Origin of the sequence: Glycomyces sp. NPDC021274 (assembly GCF_040641195.1) — a bacterium.
GTDB lineage: Bacteria > Actinomycetota > Actinomycetes > Mycobacteriales > Micromonosporaceae > Glycomyces.
In genome coordinates this window covers 418,984-443,132 of sequence record NZ_JBFADC010000003.1, presented here as the reverse complement: position 1 = coordinate 443,132, position 24,149 = coordinate 418,984, and the positions used below count along the sequence as shown (strand labels likewise).

Below are 24,149 nucleotides of genomic sequence, written 5' to 3'. Positions count from 1 at the left end.
CTTTCGCCCTGCCATGCGGCTGTGCGGCACTGCTGGGCGCGCGTCCTCGCGACCGGCGGCGCGGGCGCGATGCGGCTTAGGATTCGGCGATGCAGACGATCCAGGCCGGTTCCGTGACCATCGCCGACCGACGCACCGAGCGGAGCTGGACGGTGGAGGTGGCGCCGTTCCTGTTGTCGCCCTTGCAGGTCACGTGCCGCGCGATCGGCGAGGCGTACGGCTTCGAAGTCGACGGCGATGACCTGCTGCCCGCGACGAGCACGTCCTGGTTCGACGCCGTCCGCTTCTGCAACCGGATCTCCGAGCTGGAGGGCCTCCAGCCCGCCTACGCGATCACCGGCGAGGCGAGCAGCGCTGAAGCGGGCGAGAGCGGGCCGGGCGAGCGCGAAGCGGTGGTGTGGGACCGCGCTGCCGACGGCTACCGGCTGCCCACCGAAGCCGAATGGGAGCACGCCTGCCGGGCCGGGACCACCGGCCCCCGCTACGGCGAACTCGGCGAGATCGCCTGGTACCGCGGCAATTCCGGCGAGCGCCTGCACCGCGGCGGCGAGCTGGCGGCCAACGCCTGGGGCCTGTACGACATGATCGGCAACGCCTGGGAGTGGTGCTGGGACATCTACGACGCCGCGGTTTACCGGGACTACCGCGTGATCAAGGGCGGCGGCTGGTTCGACGAGCACTGGTCCTGCCGGGCCGGTGTACGCCGCCGCACCATGCCCACGCTCAGCATCGACGACCTCGGATTCCGAGTGGCCCGCAACATGCCGCGTTGAATCGCGGTATGCCACGCAGCGCAGCCGTCCGCGCGGCGTCTCGCCCAGCAGCGTCGGCAGGCACTGCAAAATACAAGGGGCGCAAGGCCAATGGCCCTGCGCCCCCTAGACATCACCACCCTCTACGCGTTCAGGCTCTCCCAGAACTCCAGGTGGTGCTCGTCGGCGAAGTCGATGGTCCGGGCGCCCTCGGGGGTGAGCTGGCGGACGCAGTCGCCGTCGGCCTCGGTCCAGCGGCCGCGGCCGTCAGGGTCGCCGGTGCGGGCGAAGGTGCTCCAGGCCTTGACCATCCGGTCGGCCAAGGGCTCGACCTCGGCGCTGCGCTCGGCGAAGATCGTGGTGTCGAAGAGGAAGGCGACGTCGACCATGTGGAACGCGTCCATCTCCCACGAAGGGGCCTGGAAGTCGTTGAAGTACGGGGTTCCGCTCGCCGACAGCTCGTAGGCGTAGGTCGGGACCTGCTTCGAAAGTATGTCCACAGTGGTAGAAAGGTTCGCGGCCCAGTCGGCGTCGGTCTGCACCGCAGCAAGCGCCTTCGCCGGGTTCTCGTAGTCGCTCAGCGGGTACTGGGCGGCGATCGCGTCGGCGTCCTCGCCGAACTGGTCCACCAGCGTGGGGTGGTACTCCTCGGCGGTCATCACATGCCCGGTGAGGACTTCCATGCCGCCCGTCATGAGCTGGTTCTCGTCGCGGTTGATGCCGGTGAGGACGGGCACGTCGTTCACGCTGCCGGCGGCGATCGCGTCGGCGGTGGCGACGGGCATGACCGGACCGCCGTCGACCGGCTGGAACTCCTGGAGGTTCACCGTGGCAGCGTTCAGGTCCTCGGGATCGAGCGCTCGAAGGCAGGCTTCGGCCTCGGACGGGTCGGTGCATCCGAGCTGCTCGGCGACTGCAATGTCACGGTCCTGGCCTGCCTCTCGCGAAGGGGCCCAAGTGGATCCGCACGGGGCGCTCTGCATGATCGCCTTGTCGAAGAGGCCCGCGGAGGTGGCCGAAGTGAGGTGGGCGCAGACATCGAAGCCCCCGCCGGATTCGCCGAAGATGGTGACGTTGTCGCCGTTCCCGCCGAACGCTTCGGCGTTCTCCTGGACCCAGCGCATCGCGGCCTGCTGGTCTTCGAGCCCGTAGTTGCCGGAGGTGGTCTCGCCGCCTTCGTCGAGGGCGGGGTGCGCGAAGGAGCCGAAGACGCCCTGCCGGTAGTTGACGGTGACGACCACGGTCCGGCCGTCGGTCACGAGGCGCGAGGGGTCGTACTGCTCGGCGGCGCCGTAGGTGTTGCCGCCGCCGTGGAACCAGACCATGACGGGCAGGTCGTCGCGGTTCGAGTCGGGTGAGTAGACGTTGAGGTAAAGGCAGTCCTCGTGGTCGCTGGGGACGCCCGGCATGGGGGCCGCGCCCTGGGCGCACGCGTTGCCGAAATCGGTGGCTTCGCGCACCCCCTCCCACGAGTCTGCCGGTTCCGGTGAGGCCCAACGCAACTCGTCCACGGGTGGGGCGGCGTAGGGGACGCCGAGCCAGGTGCGGACGCCGTCGGCGGCAGCGCCTTGGAGTGCGCCGAGTTCGGTGTCGACGAGGGTCGGGGCGGTGTTGGTCGCGTTCGCGGTGACGGCGCCGAACGCGATGGAGGCGGCGGTGATGCCGGCGGCGGCGAGGCTCACGGCGATGGTCTTGGCGGTCTTGAGGAAAGTCATTGGGGGGCTCGCTTTCGACTGGTGCGGAACGGGGTTCGTTCGCGCCTGGCAGAACCGTACCAAGGATTTGCGCAAACGTGCAAGGCGATCGCCTAAGAATTCTGCGCAAGGCGTTCGCGCTAGGCGAATGCGCAGGTCGCTGTTAGGATCAGCCGCATGGGAAACCGGGATGCGCTCCTCGACGGAGCCAAGCAGTGCCTGCTCGAGAAGGGCTACGACCGCACCACGGTGCGCGACATCGCCACGGCCGCCGGCGTGAGCATGGCCGCGATCGGCTACCACTACGGCTCCCGCGAGGCCCTGCTCCAGCAGGCGCTCTTCTCCTCACTCGAGGACTGGGACGCCGGGCTCCAAGCCCAGCTCGCCAAGCTGGACGAACCCAAGGGCCCCAAGCGCTTCGAGGCGGTCTGGAATCTCCTCATCGACCACGTGCGGGCCAACAAGACCATGTGGATGGCGAGCTTCGAGCTGTTCATGCAGGCCCAGCGCACCCCCGAACTCGCCGAGGTCTACGCCCAGGGTCAGCCCGGCGCGACTGCCGCGATGGCCGCGCTTGCGACCGGTGAAATCGAGGAGACGATCGACGCCGAGACCATCCGCACCGTCGGCGCCGTCCAGCTCGCCCTGGTCAGCGGCGTTGTCATGCAATGGATGTCCTACCCGGACGCCGCCCCCGATCCCAAGGCCATCGCCGCCGGCCTCCGCGGCCTTGTGGCCCACCTCGATTGAGGTGGGCATCAAGCGGTACTTCCTGAATGAGCACGGGCTTCCGCGCTATGAAGCGGACGACGAGCGGTACTGGAAGCTCGGCGTCTGGATGACCATGGAGATTGGCGGCAGCTACGCCGCGGCGCTCGATGCGCTCGACGCCGTCGCCGAGGTGCTGGAGGGCGCGGGCGGCCCCGTCGAGTGGGAGGGCAGGAGCATCGACGCGCGCTTCACGCGAGAGGAGCTGACGCTCACCGACTACGACGGGACCGCCGCGGCCTACGAGATGCACGAGGTCCGAACGGAACTCGAGCGGTACTGGCGATTCCTCCTCACCTTGACGTCGCCACCCGGCGTGATCCGACTCCTCCGTCCCGACCTGCCCGAGCACCACGCCTACCTTCTGCAATGGGAGGACACCTGGAAGAGGCGGCACCCCTATCGCGGCAGCATCCAAGGCATTCCTGCGGACGGTCCGTCGTAACCGGTCTGCACGGGCAGGTGGAGCTCGGCCCGGAGCCCGGCCCCGGCAATCCGGTGAAGCGCCGGTGACTGGGATGCTCTCGGTCAGGCCCGTGGCTTCGGGCCTCTGGCGAGGACGTGGATCAACAGGACGGCCATGACGGCGACGCCTGCCCACATGGCGTGCCGCCATCCGGCCACGAAGGCCTCCTGGGCGGCCCGGACCAGTGCGTCGGCCTGGGGGCCTTGGACGGTGAGGGCGGTGGCGACACCTGCGCGGGCAGCGTCGCCGGCGGGCCCGCCGAGGTCCCCGATGCGGTCGTCGATGGCGTTTCGGTACCCGGCGGACAGGACCGCGCCGAGGAGAGCGATGCCGAGCGCGGTGCCGAACTCCCGTGTCACGTCGTTCAAAGCGGAGGCGACGCCCTGCCGCTCCGCAGGCAAGGCGAGCGTGATCGCTTCGGTGGACGGTGTCATCGAAAGTCCCATGCCCAGTCCCATCACCAGCATGCCAGGCAGCACCGACAAGTAGCCGCCGTCGACCGACACGAGCACCGCCATCGTCGCCAGGCCCGCGGCGCAGAGCGCGACACCGGCGGCCATCGTCGACCGCGCGCCGGCACGGGCCGCCACGCGCGGCGCGAGCGCCGAGGCCGCCATCATCAGCACCATCATCGGCAAGAGCGCCAAGGTGGAACGAAGCCCGGACCAGCCGAGAACCGACTGGAAGAACGGGAACATGACCACGAAGATCCCCGCCTGCACCCCGAACACCGCCAAGAGCGTGACCGAACCGCTCGCGAGGCCGCGATCGCGGAACTGCCGCACGTCCAGCAGCGGCGCGCGGTGCCGGCGCTCCCAGACGACGAACGCGATCGCGCCCGCGGCACCCACTGCGAAGCTCAGCAGCGTCGGCGTCGCGGTCCAACCGCTCGCCGGCCCTTCATGCAGCATGAGGATGAGCCCGACCGCGGCGACCACCGACGCGAGCGAACCGACCACGTCGAACCGGTGCGGCGAGTGCTCCCGCGAGTTCGGCACGAACCGCAACGCCAGGACGAAGGCGAACGCGACGAGTGCGACCGGGAGCGCGAACAGCCACCGCCAATCCGCCACGTCGACGAGCAGCGCCGAGAGGTACATGCCGAGGATGCCGCCGCCTCCGGCGACGGCCGTCCAGACGCCGATCGCGCGCGAGCGTTCCTGCTGCGGGAACGTTGAGGTGATGACGGCGAGTGTGACCGGCATGATCATCGCCGCGCCGACGCCACTGGCGAGCCGGGCGGCGATCATCGCCTCCGAGGAGGTCGCGAGCCCGGCGGCGACGTTGGCCGCGCCGAAGACGAGCAGGCCCGCGAGCAGGACCGGGCGGCGCCCGAGGCGGTCGCCGAGCGCGCCGAGCGGCAGGAGCAGGGCGGCCAGCGCGATCGTGTAGGTGTTGATGATCCACAGGACGGTGGATTGGGAGGCGCCGAACTGGACGGCGAGGTCCCGCTGGGCGACGTTCAACCCGGTGACCGAGGCGATCACGGCCATGAGCGCGATGCATACGGTGATGAGGATGGCGCGGCGGCGCCGCGGGTCGTCGATGGTGGATTCGGCTGGTGGGACTGCGGTGGAGAGGACCATGGGTGGATTCCCTTCAGGCTGCGGTCGGGCGGTGTGGTTCGGGGTGCTCGGTGTTGCCGTGCGTCATCGCGGTGGCCTGCCTTTCCTTCATGTGCGGTGGCCAGGGCAAGAATGGACCGGCTTTGACATATGGGCAAGTAATCTTGCCGATCAGCAAAATCCCGGGGATGATGGACCGATGAACGACGGACTTGAACGCACGCTCGACGCGGTCGGGCCGCGCCTGAAGCGCCTCCGGCAGGCCCGCGAGGTCACGCTCACCGACCTCGCCGCCGAGACCGGCATTTCGGCGAGCACGCTCTCGCGGCTCGAAGCGGGGCTGCGGCGGCCCACGCTCGAGCAGCTGCTGCCGCTGGCCCGCGCGCACGGGGTCACGCTCGACGAGCTTGTCGACGCACCGCCGACCGGGGATCCGCGGGTCAACATGCGGCCCGTCGCCACCAAGGACGGGGCGACCGTGCTGCCGCTGACGCGCAGGCCCGGCGGCATCCAGGCGTACAAGTTCATCCTGCCGACCGGGTCCGATGACCGGGAGCCGGAGCTGCGCAGCCACGAGGGTTTCGACTGGGCGTATGTCCTCAATGGAACGCTGCGCCTGGTCCTAGGGGAGCACGACCTGCGGCTCAAGCCCGGCGAGGCCGCGGAGTTCGACACGCGGACGCCGCACTGGTTCGGGGCGACGAGCGCCGGGCCGGTCGAGTTCCTCAGCCTGATCGGCAGGCAGGGCGAGCGGGCGCATGTGCGGGTGGCGCCGAAACGGTCGCAGAGCGAGTAGGTCACCGGGTGCGGAGGCATCCCGAAGACCAGGCGCCGGCTCGGATGCCGCAGGCGCTAAGTGAGTCGGGTGCCGGCTTTCACGGCGTCGAGTTTCAGTTGCCGCTGTCGGCGGTGACCTCGATGTCGGTGAGGCCGGGGGCCGAACTCCGGGCGAGTTCGCCGGCTTCGACCAGGTCGGTGCCCGCTGCCACGACGATGCCCGCGCGGTCCGGGGCTAGGCCCCCGCTGACGACCGGGTACTGAGCGGCCACCGCCTCATAGGCGGCGATCGCCTCAGCGGGGACGTTCCCTTCAGGATCGGTGCTGACTCGGACCGAGAGCTCCGCCTCCCGCTCGGTGTCGATCTGCAGGGACGTCACGGCTGAGGAGAACGGCCGGTACTGGTCGGTCTCGCCGACCATTTCCTTGAACAGTGCCAGAGCACCTGCGGCATCGACCGCGACGATCTCGATGGTCCACTCGTCGTCGTTCTGGTATCCGATGTCGATGAGGCCGCTCGCCACCCGCTCGTCGGCCGTGAGCGACTCCCAGAGTGCCACGACGTCACCGGTGCGCTCGCGGTTCGGGGCGACGGCGAAGGTGATGCCGCCCGCCGAGATCTCGCCGGTGACCCCGCGATGGTCGGCGACGTACGCCCCGAGTTCGTGCGCCAGTTCCGTCACGCGCTCGGCCGAGGTGCCGTCCTCGAGGATCAGCGTGGCGGTGGCCGTTCCGGCGAAGGGCAGGGTGTTGCGGCCATGCGTGTCGATCTCCGCGACATCGGCGGTGTCGGCCCACTCCTGCTCGAAGTGCTCGGCGAGTGCCGAGCCCTTGTTGATCGCGCACCCGGCCGAGAGGGCCAGGCCCAGCACGAGCGCCGAGGTCAGCATGAGCCGTCGCGCGGCGTCCCTATACGGGGTCATCTGTCGCACCGGACGCTCATGAATACTCCTTGCCCGGGACGTGACAGTGGTCGACCGTGATCGACAGCGACTGTACCCCTCTGGTGCGAAGTCGCAGGCCGTGTGCGAGGTACACCGGAACGGGCGCTCAAGTGCCGACGGGATGTCAGCCTTCGGGGTAGAACACGAACAGCCGACAGCCGGTGGTCGACTGCGGGACGTGGCTGGATCCGGCCGGGCAGTGGATGAACGATCCGGCCGGGTAGTCGCGGACGCCGTCGTTGAAGACGCCGGAGACGACGAACACCTCCTCGGGGCCGGGCTCGTGCACGTCGAGGTTCGGCCAGACGGCACCGGGGGCGATGTCGACGACGTGGCATGAGCGGCCGCCTTCGCCTTCCCACATCTGACGCAGGGCGATGCCCTCGGTGAGCTTGCGGGCGGGTACGGCATCGACGTGGGACCAGACCATGTCGGACATACGACCTCCACATATCAGCAATCAATGATATGAAGCGAATGTATCATGGAATCCTGATGGATTATCACGACGTGGACGACCGCTTGTTCGACATCGGCCGCGCGCTCGGCTGCCGAGTCCGCCTGGCGCTGCTGCGCACGCTCGAAGAAGCGGAAGCGTCTGTGAGCGAACTGGTCGAACGCAGCGGTGCCACGCAGTCGAACGTCTCCAACCACCTGGCGATCCTGCGTGACGCGGGATTGGTCGTGGCCGAACGGGACGGACGCGTCATGCGCTACCGGCTCGCCTCCCCGCAGGTCGGCGACCTGGTCAACGCGCTCAGCGCGGCCGCCGAGAGCCGCTGACCGGCATTCCGGTCCGACCGCGGAGTGGCGTTCGCGCAACGCGATGAGATGGCGGGGCTGCCGCCGGGCGCTGAGCCCGGCGGCAGTCCTATTTTGTTGGGCTGGTCAGCGGTTGCAGGTTCGCGTGTTGGCTTGCCAGGTCTGCATGCCGTGCTCGATGATCACCGGTTCGTTGGCCAGAGCCCACTCGGTGTGAAGGGGTTCGGAGATCACCAGGCGGGGGCTCGGTGTCTCGAGGTTGATGATGTGCCCGATGAGAGCTGGGCGGATCTCCTTGAAAGTCAGGCGGAAGCGGGTCTGGCCGATGACGAGCGAGTAGCGGACGTCGCGGTCGTCGATGGTGCATGTGGCGAGGACGGGGAGGCCGGCGAGGTCGATCGGGAGGATCTGGTCGGGAGGGTCGGTGCGGCGGACGGGCAGCGGGATGGCGTTGAGCGCCTGGAGGTAGCGGGCGCGGATGCGGCGGGTGGTGTAGCGGTCGGGGATCATGCGGCACCGCCGAAGACCAGGGTGCCGCCGGTGTCGAAGGCCTGTTCCCACGCGGCCATGTAGTGGCCGGGGTGCGGTGAGGGACGGCGCCTGGTCTCGCTCGGTCGGGTGCGCAGGTGCTCGGCGGGCGGTCGGGTGGTGCTTGCGCGGTTGGCACTGTTGCGGACCGCTACGGCGAGGTCAGAGTTGGTGCGGGCCTCCCTGGCGGCGATCACCTTGCGGGCGGCGCGGGCACCGTTGACGGCGGCGGCGATCGCCGCGCCGGGCATGGCGGCCGGTTTGGCGTCGGGACGGTTCGGGTTGTCGGTTGGCGCTGTGGCCGGAGCCGCGACCGGGGCCGGATCCGGAGCCGTGACCGGGGTCGGGTCCGGCTGCGACCTTGTCGTGGCGCTGAGCTGAGCCGGGATCGGTTGCAGTGCAGCGGGATCGGATTGCGGTTGTCGGGTGCTGAGTGGTGCGGGCATGGGCGCGAGGCCGCAGGCGAGGACCCAGAGGAGCCAGCGGAGGACCCAGGCGGCGCGTTCGCGCAGGTAGGGACGTTCGGGCTGGAAGTGGGCGGCTCGCAGCTGCGCGGAGTTGGCCATGAAGCGGTCGAAGGCGTCCTCGCGGAGTTTGGAGAATTGATGTTCGCCGTGCGCGGAGTCGTCGCTCGGGTATCGATGGTCGGCGCGGTCGGCGCGGTCGGCGCGGTCGGCGCGGTCGGCGGGTTGGTCAGTGCTGCTTGCGTTGCAGCCGTGGCTATCGGGCCCCGCGCTTCGGTCGGCTGCGGCCCAGAAACGGTCGCGGCGCGGCGGTTCGTCGGGCTCGGACGGGACGGGGCGGCCGCGTGAGCCCCACGGCGGCGGCCGGTCGGAGCCGCCCCAGTCGTTCGAAGCGGGTTGCGGGTCGCCGAAGGGCTCGCCGGCGCGGGTGGGCCGTGGCTGGTCCGAGCGGCTTCGGTGGCCAGAGGTCCGGTCCGAATCACCCCGGTGGTCGGAACCGTTGCGGCGGTCGGGCGCCCGGCCCGGCTCTGGCTGGGGCGGTTCGGGTTCGGGCCAGTCGGCCGTACCCGGGAACCAGGCGTCGGCGGGCGGCGTCCAGCCTTCGGCGGGGAGCGGATCGGGCGTTTCGTCGCGGCGGTGGCGGCCGGTGCGTCGGTCCTCGCGCCAGCCGGGCGTGCCGAACGGGCCGGGGTCGAACGGGTCGTGAGGGCGGTTCGTGTCGATGATCCAGGTGTCGCCCGGCTTGTGGCGCAAGTGCATCGGTTCGTAGCGCGGGGAACGCGGGTCGGACTCGGGCGCCTGGAGGTCGCAGCACGCCGGGTTGTGCTGGTAACGGTACGCGCCGGGGCACATCGGGTCGGGTTCGCCGTCGGCGAGGAAGAGGCGGCGGCCCGCCCAGTCGTAGTAGCCGTCGCCTTCACCCTGTCCGGTGATCTCGACAAGCTCGGCACCCGGGCCGAGGTAATCGTGCTGGTAGAACGCCTGCTGAACGAGCACGCGCATGCCTGCTTGGTTCACGGTGGTGGCGTTTTGATGTGTTGCGCTACGCCTGTTTTCGCGTAGGGTGGACCGTGCCATGGGAGGCTCGCCTTCCTGGTTGAAAGGTGGGCCGCCACGTGATTTCGCGGTCTTGGGGCGGCCCACCGGCCATATTCAGTTCTCTCTGGAGTCACGTGCACTGCACGTTTTCCGAGATTGACACACGGCGCAGATCCGGTCAAGCGCGACACGCCGTCATGTACGAAAACGTCTAGACGGTTCGAAGACACGCCTCGCTAAAGGTGTCGTTCCCGCGCAAATCGCCCAGCGGCCCATACGGTTCGAGTGACCACGCCACTCGCCGATGGGACTTGCCTTGAGTGACACCGACCTTCACGGTTCCGACATCACCGCCTATGACGAGGTCGAAGCGCAGGAGTCCGGTACACAATGGACCTCCGTGCCGTTCGTCAGCCGCTACACCGCCACCGCTGAAGCAGTCAAGAACGCCGGCAGCGAGAGCGCCCTCAGCACCGGCCTCGCCATCGGAGGCGAGATCAAAGGGCTCGGCGCCGACGTCATGGGCGTCCTCACCGACCCCATCGGCACCCTCGTCAGCGCCGGAATCACCATCATCCTCGACCTCGTACAGCCCCTCGACGAACTGCTCATGATGGTCTCCGGCGACGCCACCGAAATGCAGCGCCAGATCGACGTCCTCGGCCAGGTCGAAGCCGCCCTCGGCGCGCTCGATGAGGAGATCGCAGTCGCAGCGGATGCCAATGTGACCACATGGGACGGTGAAGCCGCCGCCGCGGCCGGGAACGCCATCGGCGGCCTCGCCGCGACCGCGGGCTCGATGGGCCAGCGCGCCAAGGACGTCGCCGCGATCCTCGCCTGGGCCCGCATACTCGCCGAGACGATCTACGAGGTCATCAAGGCGATCCTGACCGAGCTCGTCTCGTGGGCGGTCACGCGCGGGGTCGTGGCGCTGGCGACGAGCGTCGCCACTGCGGGCGCTTCGGTCGTGGCGTTCGTGATGGACGCCGTGGTCTCCGCGTCGCGGATGCTTCTCAAGGCAACCAGGAAGTTCCAGTTCGCCTCGCAGATCTTCATGAAGCTGCTCAAGTTCCTGCGCGCCAACCCGGTCGTGAACCGCGCGGCCGGGGAGTACCGCCTGTGGAAGGAGCTCCTGACGGTCGCGGGCACCGCCGTGGTCGACTCCGCGAAGGGCGCGGCGGCCGACATTTACGGCCACGTCTCCGATGCGCTCGGCGGTGAAACGGGGACCATCACCGCCCTGGTCGGCGACGCCGCCCAATGGGCGGTCGACCCCGGTGAGCTCGAAGCGGCGGCCGGGGCCCTGGACGATCTGGCGCCGAACGCGGAGGCGATCGCCACGGTCGCAGGCGAAGCGGGCGCGGCCGAGATGACCTGGGGCCTGCCCGGCCTCTTCTTCGCGGAGGCCTTCACGGAAGGCTGCGCGGAACTGTCGAACCTCACCGGCCTGCTCAGCGCGTCCATCGCCCACCACGCCGACGGCCTGCGCCAATGCGCCGAGACCTACAGCCAGGCCGACGCCGACATCGCCGCCGAGTTCGAAAAGCTCGCCACCGAACTCACTGGCTGATTCGGACTGTCCGTGACGGCAAGGGCCGCCCTCGTCACCCTGTTCGACCTCTCGTAGGCCGGATCCGGAAGCGTCGGCGGACCTGGACGCGCACTCATTCGTAGTGGCGGAGGATCTGCGTCGCGAGCTCGGTGAGCTTCGTGCGGGCCTCGGGCGGGCCGGTGACCGTGATCGAGTCGGCGAACGCCAACAGCTGGCGTACATCCTCAAGCACGCGGCAGCGGAACACCGCCGCGGTCCGGCCGTCCCCAATAGACTCCCCGAGCGCAAGGCGGCTGCCCAGGAAGCGCTCGGCCCGTTCGACCTGGTGCTTCTGGATGAGCAGGTGGACTTCCAGGTCACCGGAGGTCTCCCACGACGACGCCAGTTCGGCGGCGACCTCCGCCAGGCGCACGCCGGACCGGAGCCGCCGCGGGACGTCCAGCGCTTTCCAGCCCGCGATCCGGTGCAGGTTCAGCAGGCGCGGCTCGCCGAGCTCGTCCGCGACGAGGTACCAGCGACCGCCTTTGGCGAAGAGCCCGTACGGGTCGACGGTCCGCAGGCGCTCCTCCCCGCCCTGCCTCCGGTAGGCGACCCGGAAGCGCACGCCGCGGCGCAGGTCGCCGATGAGCTCAGCGGGTGAGACACCCTCGGGCTCGCGCCCGTACCACGGCCGGTTGTCGCTGACGACGAGGTCGCCGACGGGCAGCAGGCCCTCAGCCGGCCGCGCGCTCGCGATCTTGCGCAGCGCGCGACCGCTGACCTCCTCGACCCCCAGCCGCCGGCGCTGGTCGGAGTCGAGGCCGGTGAGCGCCAGGTGCTCGCGTTCGCCCGGGGTCAGGCGCGCGGTGTCCAGGGACCCGCCCGGGAGCATCGACACGCCCCCGTATCGGCCGCGGCGCATGAGGATCGGAAAGCCGGCGTCCTGGAGCCAGTGCAGGTCCCGGATGGCGGTCCGGGGCGAGACGCCGGTCTCCTCGGCCAGCGCGGCCACGGTCGTCTCCGGCCGCGACTGCAACGAGACCAGGAGAGAGAAGAACCTGTCGGGAGTCACAGCCCGATACTCGCATCGAACATGACGGATCCTGGCACCTTTCCCCGCTACGGTGGCGCCTTCCACGAGAAAGGGGGGCATCATGCCCGCACCGAACATGTTCATCGTCTATGTGAGCGACGCGCCGGCCGCGGCCCGCTTCTACGGCGACCTCTTCGACATGGCGCCGAGTTTCGAGACGCCGGGCTTCGTCGCGTTCGACATCGGCGGCGGCGTCCAGTTCGCACTGTGGAGCCGTTCGGAGGTCGCCCTTGCCGAGGTCGGCGTGCGCACCGGCGAGGTGTGCCTCGCGGTGAAGGGCGCGCCCGAGTCGGTCGACGAGCTGTTCGCCGACTGGAAGGGGAAAGGCGTCCGGGTCGTCTCGGAGCCGCAGGACGAGGTGTTCGGCAGGACGTTCGTGGTCGCCGACCCTGACGGCAACCTCATCCGGGTCGCGCCCGTCGACTGATCGGCGCCTGAGTTCGCCCTAGCGGCCTGGGGCCGGTCGTCCCTTCTGTCGGGCGGCCGGTCTCAGACCCAGTTGGCCTTCCTGGCGGCCCTGCGCATGACGCGCAGCAGGAGCGGGCCGGTCAGGAGCACGAGTGCGACCGTGGTGATCGCACGTCCGATGTCCCAGCCCAGCGAGGTCGCGAGCGAATAGGCGAGAAGTCGGGAGATGTTCTCGCTGAAGCCGCCGCCGGGCACGTACGCGAGGTTTCCGTGCGTGATCGCAAAGGGCCAGAAGGAGAGGTTGAGCAGCAGTCCATAGAGGATGGAGGAGAGCGCGGCGTAGACCGCCAGGATCGCCAGTTCGGTCGTCCGGCCTGGGCGCGTGTCTGGCGTTCGCGGCAGGAGCCCCGCGCCGAGCGCGACGAACGCCGCCGCGAACATCTGGTACGGCAGCCACGGTCCCACACCGCCCGTGAGCAGCGCCGACGCGAACAGGCCCGTGCAGCCCAAGATGAACCCGAAGCCGGGACCGAACACTCTGCCCGCCAAGATGAGCAGGAAGAACACCGTCTCCACCCCGGCCGCGCCCGCCCCGAACGGACGCACCGCCGCGACGACGGCCGAGAGCACGCCGAGCATGGCGACCGCGCGGGCGTCGAGCCCGCCGTCGGTCAGCTGGAGGAGCACGACGGCGGTGACCAGTGGCAGCAGCAGCGCGAACAGCCAAGGGCCCGAAGTGGTCTCGGTCAACGCCCCGCCCGGGGCCGCGAGCAGCGGCCACGACATCGCGACCAGCCCGAACCCCGCCGCCAGGGTGAGCGCGAGCGCGGCCTTCCAGCGAACGACCGGGCGCGGAGCTGCGACCTGCGGTTTCGATAGGGGCGTGCTCGTTGGTGCCGCGTCTCCGTTGGCCGAGGGCCGGGCCGACGGCTGCGGCTCAGGCTCGATCGTCATCGCCCGTCCCGCTCGCAGCGGTGCCGCTGGTCTCGCTTCGTCCCAGGGCTTCCGCCACCTCCGACACCGTCAGCCAACCCGGCAGGACCTTCTCGACCTGCGGGGCGAACATCGGCGAAGCGGCGACGATCTGGCGGGCCGGACCGTCCGCGACCACCTCGCCATCCGAGAGGATCACGACGCGGCTCGCGAACTCGGCGCAGAACTCCACATCATGGGTCGAGACGACCACGCAATGCCCGGCATCGCCGAGCTTGCCCAGGCGCGCCGCAAGCGCCTCCTTCGCCGGGTAGTCCAGGCCGCGAGTCGGCTCGTCGAGCAGCAGCAACGGCGGTGCGGCTGTGAGGGTCACAGCCAGGGCGAGCGCGAGGCGCTGGCCCTCGGAGAGGTCGCGCGGGTGGGCGTCCGCGTCGATGCCCTCCACAAGATCGTCGAGGATCTTCGCGCAGGTGCCGGGCGGAACGCGGCCGTCCCGGTCGGCGCCTTCGCATTCGGCCGCGACGGTCTCGGCGTACAGGAGGTCGGCGGGCTCGGCCGGGACGAGTCCGGCGAGGGTCCGACGCTCGGCAGGCTTGCGGGCCGCGGGGTCGGTGCCGCCGATCGCGACCGTGCCGCCCGAGCGCTTCCCGGTGCCCTGCAACGCCCACAGAAGGCTGGACTTGCCGGAACCGTTGCGGCCCATGAGCGCGATGCGCTCGCAGCGACCCGCGATGAGGTCGACGCCGTTGACGGCCCGGACCCCGCCGGGGTAGTCGACGCGGACGCCGCGGGCCTCGAGCAGCGGCGGGCCGGCCTCGGACGAGGCGCTCTTGCGGCCGGGCGCGGCGCTCGCGATCGGCTGGTGCCCGGCCAGGGCTCCACGCAGCCCGGCGGCGTGGCGCCTGGCCTCGCGGATCGTCACCGGCGGGCCGGGCCACCCGGCGAGGCGGCCGAGCTCCACCACGGGCGGGGCGATCGGCGACGCGCCCAGAATCTCGCCGACCGGACCCGCGGTCACCTTGCCGCCGTTGAGGAGCAGCGCCGAGTCGGCGTACTGCGCGACGCGTTCGAGCCGGTGCTCGGCGAGGAGCACCGTGACGCCGAGGTCGTGCACGAGCCGGTGCAGCGCCGAGAGCACCTCGTCGGCGGCGGTCGGATCGAGCGCGGAGGTCGGCTCGTCCAGGACGAGCGCGGCCGGTCCGGCGACGAGAGCCGCGCCGATCGCGACCCGCTGGCGCTGGCCGGAGGAGAGGGCGGCGAGGTCGCGGTCGCGCACGTCGGCGAGGCCGAGGAGGTCGACGATCTCGGTGACGCGCTTGCGCATCGCCGCGGGGTCGACGCCGAGCTGCTCGGCGGTGTACGCCAGCTCCCGTTCGACCTCGTCGGTCACGAAGCCCGCCAACGGATCCTGCCCCACATAGCCGACGAGGTCGGCCAGATCGGCGGGAGTCGAGTCGCGGATCTCCCTGCCCGCCACGGTGATCCGACCGGTGATCGTACCGCCGGTGAAGTGCGGGACGAGGCCGTTCACGGCCTTGAGAAGCGTCGACTTGCCCGCGCCGGTGGGGCCTACGAGCAGGCAGAACTCGCCTTCGGGGAGGTCGAAGGAGACGTCGTCGAGCACGGGCGTGCCCGCGTACGCGAAGGTGACGTGGTCGAAGGCGATCCCGCCGGGGTTCATGGTGTTCCTCCTCTTGAGGACGGCGCGAGCAGGGCGGGCGCGGTGGCGAGGAGGATGCCGCCCGCGGCCCACATCGGCAGGTCGGGCACCGTGAGCGGATTCGTGGCGGGCCACAGCGCCGCCGGCTCGTGGATGCCACTGAGGACGGTCCCGATGACGGCCGCGGCGCCAGAGGCGACGATCGCCCAGTCGCGCCCGCCGAAGCGGTCGGGACGGTAGCGGGTGTGCGGGACCCGCCTGGAGGCGAACGCGATGCCGAAGACCGACACGGCCGCGCTAAAGGCCACGGTGGTCCAGGCGAGCGGCGCGGGCGTCGCGGCGCTGAGGAGTGCGTACGCGCCCGCGCAGAGACCGATGAGTCCAATGAGGAGCGCGGCGCTGGTGGCGCGGCGGGCCGGGACGGGAATGCCCGCGGCGCGGCCGTACCCGCGCGAGGCCATCGCGGCGGCGAGCGCGAGCGACCGGTCGAGCGCGTCGTGCAGCACCGGTGAGACGACCGTGCGCATGAGGTTCGCGGGGCTGCGACTCGTGTTGCCGCGCAACGCTCTAGCGCGCCGGACACGTCCGACGCTCTCGACGAGCTGCGGCGCGACGGACAGCGCGACGACGACCGCGACGCTCACTTCGTACAGTGCGGCCGGGACCGAGCGGAGGAGGCGGCGGGGGCTCGCGAGCGCGTTCGCCGCGCCGATGCAGACGAGGAGGGTGGCGAGCCGCAGGCCGTCGTAGGCGGCGGCGAGCGCGCCTTCGGCGGTCACATCGCCGCCGAGCCGAAAGCCGGCGGCCCATTCGGGGAGGGTCGCGGAGGGGAGGGAGAAGAGGACGGTGGGGCCGTCGGAGCCGCCGAAGACGATGTAGAACGCCATGCGGAGGGCGATCGCGCTGAGTCCGATGAGGAGGAAGACGCGGTACGCGCCCGACCAGGGCTCCGAGCCGCGGCACCAGGTGACGACCAGGCCGGCGACGGCGACGATGAGCAGGAGCAGCCACGGGTTCCCGGTGCGCCCGGCCGCGGTGGCGAGGAGCAGCGCCCAGCCCCACCAGGCCACGGGGTGGATGGTGTGGCGGGCGGTCTTCGGCATGGCGGCGGTGCGCGTCCGGTTCATGCGGGCCGCCGGATTGCGGTGCGGGCGATGCGCTGGGCCGTCGTGCCTCCATTGCACCGGGCTGCGTTGGGGGCGAGGCGTCGGAAGTTCGCGGGCATGCTGGTTCCGTTGCGCCCGTTCACGCGCGCCGGTCGCGGCGCACACGCCAGAACACGAGCCCGGCGATGACGGCGAGCGCGGCGACGGCGAAAAGCCAAGTGTAAGAACGGTCCTGGGGCGCTTCGGCCTCCACGCCTTCGGTCGCGGCTGCGGCGTCGGCGGGCGAGAGGGCGGGCGCGGCGCCGTCGCCGAAGGACCAGCCTTCGACATCGCCCGCGTCCGGGCTGGAGTCAGCGCCGCCGACGGGCGAGTACGACCATTCGGTGTCACCGGCCTCGGCGTGCCAGTACGACCAGTACTCCTTCGCGGGAGGCGCTGTGGCGCAAGTGCTCTCGGGGAGTTCGTCGATCCGGCAGACCATGCCGCGGATCGAAGCCACTTCGGTGACGGAGAACCCGGCCCGCGCGAGCGCGTCCAACCCGTTCGCTGGATCGGCGGCGCAGCCGGTCGCGGGTGCGGTCGAATCATCGGCCGCGAGCGGACCGAAGTCGACCACGACGGTGACATCGGTGCACCCGGACTGAGCGGAGACGGGCGAGGCCGGGACCGCGATGAAGCAGAGCGCGGTGAAGAGCGTCGCGGCCAGCGCGGCGAGGCGGCGGCTTGTGGCGGTTGCCGCCACCGCGCGCGGGCGGCGCGTTTCGGTGCTAGCGGGTCGCCGCCACCCGGGATCGGGCGTGTCGGCGCGCGACGCCCCCGAAACCAACAGTCCCACGGGGGTACGACATCCCGGCCGGAGCGGCCCGCGCGAGCGGGCTCGCACGGCCCCCGAGGTCGGGTGTGTCCGATTGCGACGCCCCCAAGACCGAGGGTGCCATCCGGGTACGACATCGCCGCGCGCTGCGGCGGCAACGAGCGCGCTGAACATCGCGGCGGGGCCCGCCATGCGAGGCGGGCGTCGCGTCGACACTCGTTGAGCGCGCAGGCAGCGCCCGCCGGACCGGCGGGCGCTGCCTGCGTTTCGTTCGCTTCGGGACACGTGCCGACTATTGCTTGTCGGTGTCGTCGTTCGCAGTCGCTTCGCCGGAGTCGTCCTTGGGCTCGACCGCGCCCTTGTCCGACTCGCCCTTCGGCTCGTCCGCAGGCGCCACCTCCGCAGCCGGGGCTGCATCGGCGTCAGTGGCGTTGCCGCCGCGACGCGACTTCATCGCGAAGCCGATGATCAGCGCGGCCAGCACCACGACGGCGGCACCGATCACCCACGGCAGCCACGAGGTCGAACCCTCGTCGTCACCTTCGGCGTCGACTTCACCAGCGCCTTGGTCACCGGCGTCGGCGCTCTCGCAGCCGGTGCCCGGCACGGCGGCCTCGATGTTCGTGGCGTCCAGGGTCGCGAGGTCCTGGCCCGCCATCGGCACGATCGCCTGCGCGGTCGCCAGCAGGCGCGAAGCCTCACCGAACTCGGGGTCCTCCGGGTCGGTGTACATGATCGCGCCCGGCTGGTCGGCGGTGCAGTCGAACTGCAGCTCGAGGAGGAACGTGACCGCCCGCTCGGCGGCGTCGTCGCGACCAGCGGCCAGGAACGCCTGCGCGGCCATCGCGGTCGAGTTCGCGTTCTCGCCGAAGCCGTTGTCGAACCCGCCGCTCTCGGCCTGCGCGCCCTCAAGCCACGCCACGGCGGCGTCCAGTGAGACCGAAGCGGGCTCGCCGAGCGTCGCCAGTGCGGAAGCGACCAGGCCGGTCGTGTCGGGGTCGGAGACGCAGTCGTCCCCGCCGTCGACGTCCATGAAGTTGAACCCGCCGTCCGGGCACTGGATCGCGGCCAGGCCGGCCGCGGCCTCCGCGCCCGCCGGGGTGTCGGTGCGCGAGAGCCCGAGCACCGCCCAAGCGGTCGACGCGGCGGTGCCGTCGCCGTAGGTGCCGTTCGCGGCCTGCGAGGCCGCGACCTCGGCGGCGAGGCGGATCTCGCCGAAGTTCGTCGGGTCGCCGCCGGCGGTGGCGACGGTGTACATGACCTTCCCGGCCGACCCGGCGTTCAGCGCGGGCTCAGTGGCACCTTCGGGCGTGGGCATCACGTACGGGGTGAGGATGTCGTTGTTGTTGAGCCACTCGAGGGTGGCCTGCACCTGGTCGCCGCCGACACCGGCGGCCTCCAGGGCGATGACGGCCTCAAGCGAGGACGAGACGTCCGTGTTCCAGGAGGTGCCGTCCGACTGGGTGACGAGCCAGGACGCGGCAGCCTGGGCGGGCTGCGCGAACGGGGCTTCCTGGGCCTGCGCCGGTGCGGCGGAGGCGAAGATGGAGATGGGCACGACCGCGGCGGCGGCCAGCAGTCGTGCGGGCAGGTGGCGCAATTGCCTGACCTTTCCTAGAGCGAGTTGGGTCTTCGGGCAGGCGGCGGCGCCGCAAGCGCCTGTAGACCACGACAGGCGTTGACAAATTCAGGTGGCGTCGGCGGGCATTCGGGCTCACGCGGGTGGACCGAGCGTAAAGAAGGGTGCTCAGCAGTTGTCCGAGTTCACGGACCGCGACTACCGTTGCGGGTCAGCGCCGGCCTTTCACCGGACTTCCCCCGCCTGGCGCCTGTTCAGTTTGGGGTCATTCTCGCGGGTGGATTCGCTGGGTGTCAAGCTGACCGGTCGCACAGTGCAGCCGTTCACTCGCGCCACGCGAGTGAACTCTCGCCTTCCGGTTATTGACCCGTAGCACCGGGTGTCGATACGGTGCACAACGTGAGCAGAAATAAGAACGCCGATTTGGACAGAGTCCTTCGCGCTGCGACACGGGTCTTCCTGGAGCGCGGGTTCTCCGCCACCTCCATGTCGGACCTCGTCGCGGCCACCGGCATGAACCGCGCCGGACTCTACGCCGCATTCGGCTCCAAGCATCAGCTTTACATCACGGCACTGGGCCGCTACCGAGAGGACACCGAACCCGAGCTCCGCTCGATCGCCCACCGCGCCCTCGACCGCAAGGGCGACGAGCGGGTGGACGCGCCGCGAGTCGTGGCCGACCTGCTCGACGTCGTCGCCCGCCACTCGAAAGAGGGCGGCTTCGTGGTGCGCGCCGCGGTGGAACTGGCCGACGACCCCGCCACCATGCGCCGCGTCCAGGAGGCCTGGACCGAACTCGAACGCGATCTCGCCGCGATCCTGGCACGGGCGGTCGAGCGCGGCGAGATGGACCCCGAGACCGACCCCGACCGGCTGGCCCGCACCGTCCTCGTGTTCATCCAGGGCGCGCTCGTCCTCGGCCACGCCGACGAGGACGACCACCGCCTCGCCGAAGCCGCGATCGGACTCGTCGGGCTCCTGGCCGCCTACAGGCCCTCGGCGACCGACGAGGAGATCCGCAGCCAGGCCGACGACGACGCCTTGCTCAACGAGTCGTAGCGGATCGGCTCCCCCGAGTCGAGCAGCTTCTCATACGGCGCCAGCAGGACCGCCCTCGTGCGGGCCGCGAAATGCCGCTGCACCGCAGGCAGGTCCACGTCCTTGCGGTGGGCGGGCATCGACACCACCGACACCGCCCCGCGCACCAGGTCCCGGCGGCCCGTCTGCTCCAAGTGGTCGAGCATCCGCGCCGCGGTCTCCGCCGAATCGTTGCGGGCCGACATCGTCACCACCAGCTGGTCGGTCGCGTCGATCGCCGCCTGCCAGTTCGCCGCCCGCACATTGTTGCCCGTGTCGACCACGATGAGCTTGTAGAAGCGCGACACCGCCTCACGCAGGTCCCCGAACGCCCGCGAGGTGAGCATCTCCCCGGCCGTCGCCGACTCGTCCGAGGCCAGCACGTCGAACATCGCGCCGCCCTGGGCCCGCACGTACTGCGAGAGGTCGCCGATGCGCCCGGTCGGGCCGCGGAAATGATCGAGGTCCCGCAGCAGGTCGCGCACGGTCCGCACATGGAAGTCCTGCTGGGCGCGCATGCCCAGGGTCCCCTGCGTCTCGTTGTTGTCCCACGCGAGCACGTACCCGCCGCGGTGACGGCCGAAGGTCATGGCGAGCATGAGGACCGCGACGGTCTTGCCCGCGCCGCCCTTCGGGTTCACCACGGTGATCTGCCGCAGGCCCCCGAAATTGCGGCGCACGGTGTCGACCGCGCGCTGGCGGGCGCGTTCGCGCGGGCCGGGCGGGAGGGCGACCATGCCGAGGCTGAAGCGGTGGAGCGCGCCGCGCAGGCCGGTCTCGGCCACGGGCGGGCGCGGGGGCACGACCCGGCGGGACGCGAAGTCGTCGGCGGTCACGCCGAGGCGTTCGAGCGCGCCCGCATGGTCGGGGAACACCGGGATCGGAACATGCACTGGCGAGTTGGACGCCGGCGGTGCGCCGACCTGGTGATCCGAGGGTGACGTCGCGGGCGGGGCGGGCCAGCCGTCTCCGCCGGCGGAGGCCTGCGGGGCCTCGTACTGCGAGGGCGGCGCCTCATAGGACCCCGGGCCCGGCATCGGAGTCGCGGGCGGCGGCGGTGCGCTCGGCACATGGTCGCCACTGCGCGGATTGCGGATCGCATCGGCCACGGCGCGGTTCGGCTGGTTCATGACGTCCTCAGGGGCGCTGTGCTGCTCTTGCACTTCCGAAGACGACTGGTACTGCTCGTTCACCTCAGGGGGTGCGAACGGAGACCAACCCGGAGCATCCGGCCGGTGCAGAGGCACAGTGTCCTCTTCGGTGTGCTCCATCGGGGCCTCCCAGCGCGCGGATGCGCTCAGCGTCAGAGTGCGGTTACCCGACTATTGTGGCCCATACGCGCGTCATCGCGTGGGAACTCGGCTCGGCTCCCCCCGCGACCCTTACAGCAGTCGCGGCTGCTCAGGGCCCGAACGATCCTGCGGCACCATCCCGAATGGACTGAACAGCCCTTGGTCCACATCGGCCAGAAGCGGCGAGCCCGCGCCCGTGTGGCTCACGTAGGCGAGGTCCCGCGTGCGCCCGAGCGCGACGTACAGCGCGCGACGGGCGGTGGCCGTGTTCGGCCAGTCCTCAGCGGTCACCCCAGTGAGGCACACCACCCGGAACTCGCCTTCGGCCGCTTCGGCGACGGACATGCCGTCAGGACCGATCACCGCGAGCTCCTCGGGCGCGACGCCGAGTTCGGCGAGGCGGTCGGTGAGGTCCTCGACGAAGCGCTTCTCGTCGTCGGCGTCGATCGCGAAGTACCGGCCGATCCCGGAGCCTTCGAGCGCGGGGCGCTCGGGCTGCACGAGCCGGCCGGGGACGCGGCTGATCGGCTCGATCACCTGCGACGCGGCGACGAGCACGGCGGCCGGGCTGCGGTGGTTGCGCGAGAGGCGCATGACGTGCGCCTGCGGGAACTGCTCGCTGAAGGCCGCGAACGCGGCGGGCTCGCCGGTGACCAGGGCCGAATCGGGATCGCCCGTGGCGGTGATGTCCGCTTCGCTCCCGCGATGCTCGGTGACCTGGCGGAACAGGCGCATAGGCATGCGCGGCAGGTCGTCGATGAAGACGTGCCCGAGCTCGGGCGGGCTCGCGGCGGCGAAGTCGTCGAACTCGGCGACGGTGATCGAAGCCGCCTCACGGCCAATGAGCGCGCCCAGGTCGCGGCGGATGCGGGCCGCGCCGGTCGCGGACGCGGCGAGGACCAGGCACTGGCGGGCGGGCACGCCCAGCTCCTGCACGAGGTAGGCGACGCGGCGGATGAGCAGATGCGTCTTGCCGGTCCCGGGGGAGGCGTTGATAAGCAGCGGGCCGCGTCCGGCGGAGGCGGCGACGCGCTGCATCGCGTCCAGTGAGTCGAGCAGGCCCGCGCCGACCTCGTCCATGCCCGTGAGCAGGGGCGCGGACGCCAGCCAGGGATCGGGAGTCCGGGTCGTCAACGCCGGTTCGGGCATCGGCACGGCTTCGCGGACGTACCTGGAGTGGTGGGACCGCTGCGCGCGGCGGCGCCGCTCGGCGGTGGTCCGCATGCCCGCGGAGAGCTCGAACAGCGGGGACGCCACCTGCGGTTGCTTGCGTTCATCAGGACGGCGCACCTATGCATCCTCGCAGACAGACGGCGCGTACCCCGAAGCGGCTCCCGCCCGGGCGGGTCGCACCCCAGGTCGCGAAGCATTCTCGCCCGGCGACTCGAAGCATGCGACGCACACTCCAGAGTGTGACTCGCGTTCGACCGCTTCGCGGCCGACCCCGCGAGCCGCCGACACCGATGCGTGTCGGACCCTTGGCATACGGTCATGGATAGGGGGCCGCCGCGCGGACAAATCCGGAATATCCGCTTTCGCATTCCGCGGTCCCGCCGGGCCGCGCACCGCGCCCGCGCGGTGTCGATACCGGTCCATCCGCCCCGGCCTCATCCGCCCGCGAACGGCGGCAGCACCTCCACCGTCACTCCCGCCGGGAGCACGGTCGCAGGATCCTTCGCTGCCAGGCCGTCCACCAGCAGCGTCGAGGCGGACAGCACCTTGTCGAGCACCGGGCCGTGCCGCTTCGCGAGCACCGCCTTCAACTCCGCGACATCGGCGGCGGGCACCTGCTCCTCGCCGACCCCCGCGGCCGCCTTCGCACCCGCGAAGTACCGCACCGTCACCACGCTCACCCTCCGATCGCCGACATCGGGCGGGCCGGCTGCAGGAACGACGGGTCGTCGATCCCGTGCCCGGGCAGCTTGCCCCACATCGCCTCGCGCCAGCGCGCGCCGATCTCCGCGTCGGACGCGCCATCGCGCAGGAGGCCGCGCAGGTCGGTCTCGCCGCGCGCGAACAGGCAGTTGCGCACCTGCCCGTCGGCGGTGAGGCGGGTGCGGTCGCAGTCGCCGCAGAACGGGCGGGTGACCGAGCCGATGACGCCCACCTTCGCGGGGCCGCCGTCGACCAGCCAGGTCTCGGCCGGGGCCGAGCCGCGGTGGGCCGGGTCGGGGACCAGGTCGAACTCGGCTTTGAGGGCTTCGAGGATCTCGGCGGCGGTGACCATCTCGTCCCGGCGCCACACGCCCGCGGCGTCCAGCGGCATCTGCTCGATGAACCGCAGCTGGTAGCCGTGGGCGATGGCGAACCGCAGCAGGGCCGGGGCCTCGGCGTCGTTGACGCCGCGCATGAGCACGGTGTTGAGCTTGACGGGCGCGAGCCCGGACGCGGCCGCGCCCTCGATGCCGCGCAGGGTGGCCTCGAGGCGGTCGCGCTTGGCGAGCTCTTTGAACGTGCCCGGGTTCAGGGTGTCGAGGGAGACGTTGACGCGGTCGAGCCCGGCCGCCACGAGCGGGGCGGCGAGGCGTTCGAGGCCGATCGCGTTGGTGGTCAAGGAGATCTCGGGACGCGGGGCGAGGGCCGCGGCGGCGGTGACGATACCGACCAGGCCGGGGCGCAGGAGCGGCTCGCCGCCGGTGAACCGCACCTCGTTGACGCCGAGGTCGCGGACGGCGATGCCGACGAGGCGCGAGACCTCCTCGTCAGTGAGCAGCTCGGGTTTGGGCAGCCACGGCAGCCCGGCCTCGGGCATGCAGTACGTGCAGCGCAGGTTGCACCGGTCGGTGAGGGAGACGCGCAGGTCGGTGGCGGTGCGGCCGTGCCGGTCACGCAGGCCGAGAGCCGGGGACGGCGTGTTCGCGGTCCCCTGGGTCGGAGTCGGTGCTGCCATGCGTCGAG

At 71.1% G+C, this 24,149-nt stretch carries 23 protein-coding genes, 1 pseudogene and 1 riboswitch; of the genes and pseudogenes, 8 read left to right on the top strand and 16 right to left on the bottom strand.

All coding sequences use genetic code 11. From position 1 onward, the window contains the following. Positions 1-89 precede the first annotated feature (89 nt). Positions 90-773, top strand: coding sequence for a formylglycine-generating enzyme family protein (locus AB0I03_RS09625; protein ID WP_360409251.1), 684 nt, complete (start codon positions 90-92; stop codon positions 771-773). Between the two features lie 122 nt (positions 774-895). Here AB0I03_RS09625 and AB0I03_RS09620 read toward each other — a convergent pair whose 3' ends face one another. Beyond that, positions 896-2,467, bottom strand: coding sequence for a carboxylesterase family protein (locus AB0I03_RS09620; RefSeq protein WP_360409248.1), 1,572 nt, complete (start codon positions 2,465-2,467; stop codon positions 896-898). 156 nt (positions 2,468-2,623) lie between these two features. On the opposite strand from AB0I03_RS09620, the gene AB0I03_RS09615 reads away from it, so the two are divergent. Both AB0I03_RS09615 and AB0I03_RS09610 read left to right on the top strand, forming a co-directional pair. Next, on the top strand, positions 2,624-3,196 hold the full coding sequence (locus AB0I03_RS09615) for a TetR/AcrR family transcriptional regulator (protein ID WP_360409245.1): 573 nt from the start codon (positions 2,624-2,626) through the stop codon (positions 3,194-3,196). A 1-nt stretch (position 3,197) separates the two neighbouring features. Further along, positions 3,198-3,659 carry a hypothetical protein gene (locus AB0I03_RS09610; protein ID WP_360409242.1) on the top strand — a complete coding sequence of 154 codons (462 nt, stop codon included), beginning with the start codon at positions 3,198-3,200 and terminating at the stop codon, positions 3,657-3,659. Between the two features lie 83 nt (positions 3,660-3,742). Here the strand turns inward: AB0I03_RS09610 and AB0I03_RS09605 are convergent, their stop codons facing one another. Continuing rightward, positions 3,743-5,266: an MFS transporter gene (locus AB0I03_RS09605; protein WP_360409239.1), complete on the bottom strand. Its 1,524-nt coding sequence runs from the start codon at positions 5,264-5,266 to the stop codon at positions 3,743-3,745. Positions 5,267-5,444: 178 nt separating this feature from the next. Here AB0I03_RS09605 and AB0I03_RS09600 point away from each other — a divergent pair, with 178 nt between their 5' ends. Further along, entirely contained in the window at positions 5,445-6,041 is a 597-nt protein-coding gene (locus tag AB0I03_RS09600; protein WP_360409236.1) for an XRE family transcriptional regulator, read from the top strand. Between the two features lie 94 nt (positions 6,042-6,135). On the opposite strand, the gene AB0I03_RS09595 is transcribed toward AB0I03_RS09600, so the two are convergent. Then, positions 6,136-6,945, bottom strand: coding sequence for a hypothetical protein (locus tag AB0I03_RS09595; protein ID WP_360409233.1), 810 nt, complete (start codon positions 6,943-6,945; stop codon positions 6,136-6,138). A 145-nt stretch (positions 6,946-7,090) separates the two neighbouring features. Further along, a complete protein-coding gene (locus AB0I03_RS09590) occupies positions 7,091-7,405 on the bottom strand; it encodes a cupin domain-containing protein (protein ID WP_360409230.1) in 315 nt (104 codons plus the stop codon). 56 nt (positions 7,406-7,461) lie between these two features. On the opposite strand from AB0I03_RS09590, the gene AB0I03_RS09585 reads away from it, so the two are divergent. Beyond that, positions 7,462-7,749 (top strand): metalloregulator ArsR/SmtB family transcription factor, encoded by a 288-nt coding sequence (locus AB0I03_RS09585; RefSeq protein ID WP_360409227.1) that lies wholly within the window; start codon positions 7,462-7,464, stop codon positions 7,747-7,749. A 105-nt stretch (positions 7,750-7,854) separates the two neighbouring features. On the opposite strand, the gene AB0I03_RS09580 is transcribed toward AB0I03_RS09585, so the two are convergent. Both AB0I03_RS09580 and AB0I03_RS09575 read right to left on the bottom strand, forming a co-directional pair. Continuing rightward, positions 7,855-8,238, bottom strand: a complete 384-nt coding sequence (locus AB0I03_RS09580; RefSeq protein WP_360409224.1) for a hypothetical protein — start codon at positions 8,236-8,238, stop codon at positions 7,855-7,857. Next, on the bottom strand, positions 8,235-9,722 hold the full coding sequence (locus tag AB0I03_RS09575; RefSeq protein ID WP_360409221.1) for a hypothetical protein: 1,488 nt from the start codon (positions 9,720-9,722) through the stop codon (positions 8,235-8,237). Before AB0I03_RS09575 ends, AB0I03_RS09580 begins: the two co-directional genes overlap by 4 nt. Before the next feature lie 352 nt (positions 9,723-10,074). On the opposite strand from AB0I03_RS09575, the gene AB0I03_RS09570 reads away from it, so the two are divergent. Next, positions 10,075-11,328, top strand: a complete 1,254-nt coding sequence (locus tag AB0I03_RS09570) for a hypothetical protein (RefSeq protein ID WP_360409217.1) — start codon at positions 10,075-10,077, stop codon at positions 11,326-11,328. 94 nt (positions 11,329-11,422) lie between these two features. On the opposite strand, the gene AB0I03_RS09565 is transcribed toward AB0I03_RS09570, so the two are convergent. Beyond that, complete coding sequence (locus AB0I03_RS09565; protein WP_360409214.1) at positions 11,423-12,361, bottom strand: WYL domain-containing protein; 939 nt, start codon at positions 12,359-12,361, stop codon at positions 11,423-11,425. Between the two features lie 82 nt (positions 12,362-12,443). Here AB0I03_RS09565 and AB0I03_RS09560 point away from each other — a divergent pair, with 82 nt between their 5' ends. After that, the gene (locus AB0I03_RS09560) at positions 12,444-12,809 is read left to right on the top strand and encodes a VOC family protein (protein ID WP_360409211.1); all 366 of its coding nucleotides are present in this window, start codon (positions 12,444-12,446) and stop codon (positions 12,807-12,809) included. A gap of 62 nt (positions 12,810-12,871) precedes the next feature. Here AB0I03_RS09560 and AB0I03_RS09555 read toward each other — a convergent pair whose 3' ends face one another. From AB0I03_RS09555 to AB0I03_RS09535, 5 genes are all read right to left on the bottom strand, one after another. Next, the gene (locus AB0I03_RS09555) at positions 12,872-13,744 is read right to left on the bottom strand and encodes an ECF transporter S component (protein WP_360409208.1); all 873 of its coding nucleotides are present in this window, start codon (positions 13,742-13,744) and stop codon (positions 12,872-12,874) included. Next, positions 13,728-15,404, bottom strand: a complete 1,677-nt coding sequence (locus AB0I03_RS09550; RefSeq protein WP_360409205.1) for an ATP-binding cassette domain-containing protein — start codon at positions 15,402-15,404, stop codon at positions 13,728-13,730. Before AB0I03_RS09550 ends, AB0I03_RS09555 begins: the two co-directional genes overlap by 17 nt. Beyond that, positions 15,401-16,510 carry a CbiQ family ECF transporter T component gene (locus AB0I03_RS09545; protein ID WP_360409202.1) on the bottom strand — a complete coding sequence of 370 codons (1,110 nt, stop codon included), beginning with the start codon at positions 16,508-16,510 and terminating at the stop codon, positions 15,401-15,403. Before AB0I03_RS09545 ends, AB0I03_RS09550 begins: the two co-directional genes overlap by 4 nt. 118 nt (positions 16,511-16,628) lie before the next feature. Next, on the bottom strand, positions 16,629-17,231 hold the full coding sequence (locus tag AB0I03_RS09540) for a hypothetical protein (RefSeq protein WP_360409199.1): 603 nt from the start codon (positions 17,229-17,231) through the stop codon (positions 16,629-16,631). A 364-nt stretch (positions 17,232-17,595) separates the two neighbouring features. Continuing rightward, on the bottom strand, positions 17,596-18,903 hold the full coding sequence (locus AB0I03_RS09535) for a hypothetical protein (protein ID WP_360409196.1): 1,308 nt from the start codon (positions 18,901-18,903) through the stop codon (positions 17,596-17,598). Positions 18,904-18,984: 81 nt separating this feature from the next. Then, a riboswitch (cobalamin riboswitch) is annotated at positions 18,985-19,151 on the bottom strand. Positions 19,152-19,305: 154 nt separating this feature from the next. On the opposite strand from AB0I03_RS09535, the gene AB0I03_RS09530 reads away from it, so the two are divergent. Then, positions 19,306-19,941 carry a TetR/AcrR family transcriptional regulator gene (locus AB0I03_RS09530; protein WP_360409193.1) on the top strand — a complete coding sequence of 212 codons (636 nt, stop codon included), beginning with the start codon at positions 19,306-19,308 and terminating at the stop codon, positions 19,939-19,941. On the opposite strand, the pseudogene AB0I03_RS09525 reads toward AB0I03_RS09530, so the two are convergent. The 4 genes and pseudogenes from AB0I03_RS09525 to moaA form a co-directional block, all read right to left on the bottom strand. Continuing rightward, positions 19,869-20,792 (bottom strand): annotated as a pseudogene (locus tag AB0I03_RS09525) (chromosome partitioning protein); the annotation flags it as partial. The gene AB0I03_RS09530 and the pseudogene AB0I03_RS09525 overlap by 73 nt on opposite strands. Positions 20,793-21,341: 549 nt before the next feature. Further along, complete coding sequence (locus tag AB0I03_RS09520; RefSeq protein WP_360409190.1) at positions 21,342-22,541, bottom strand: UvrD-helicase domain-containing protein; 1,200 nt, start codon at positions 22,539-22,541, stop codon at positions 21,342-21,344. 317 nt (positions 22,542-22,858) lie between these two features. Beyond that, positions 22,859-23,104 carry a MoaD/ThiS family protein gene (locus tag AB0I03_RS09515; RefSeq protein WP_360409187.1) on the bottom strand — a complete coding sequence of 82 codons (246 nt, stop codon included), beginning with the start codon at positions 23,102-23,104 and terminating at the stop codon, positions 22,859-22,861. After that, on the bottom strand, positions 23,101-24,141 hold the full coding sequence (moaA, locus tag AB0I03_RS09510; protein WP_360409184.1) for a GTP 3',8-cyclase MoaA: 1,041 nt from the start codon (positions 24,139-24,141) through the stop codon (positions 23,101-23,103). Before moaA ends, AB0I03_RS09515 begins: the two co-directional genes overlap by 4 nt. Between the last annotated feature and the right edge of the window lie 8 nt (positions 24,142-24,149).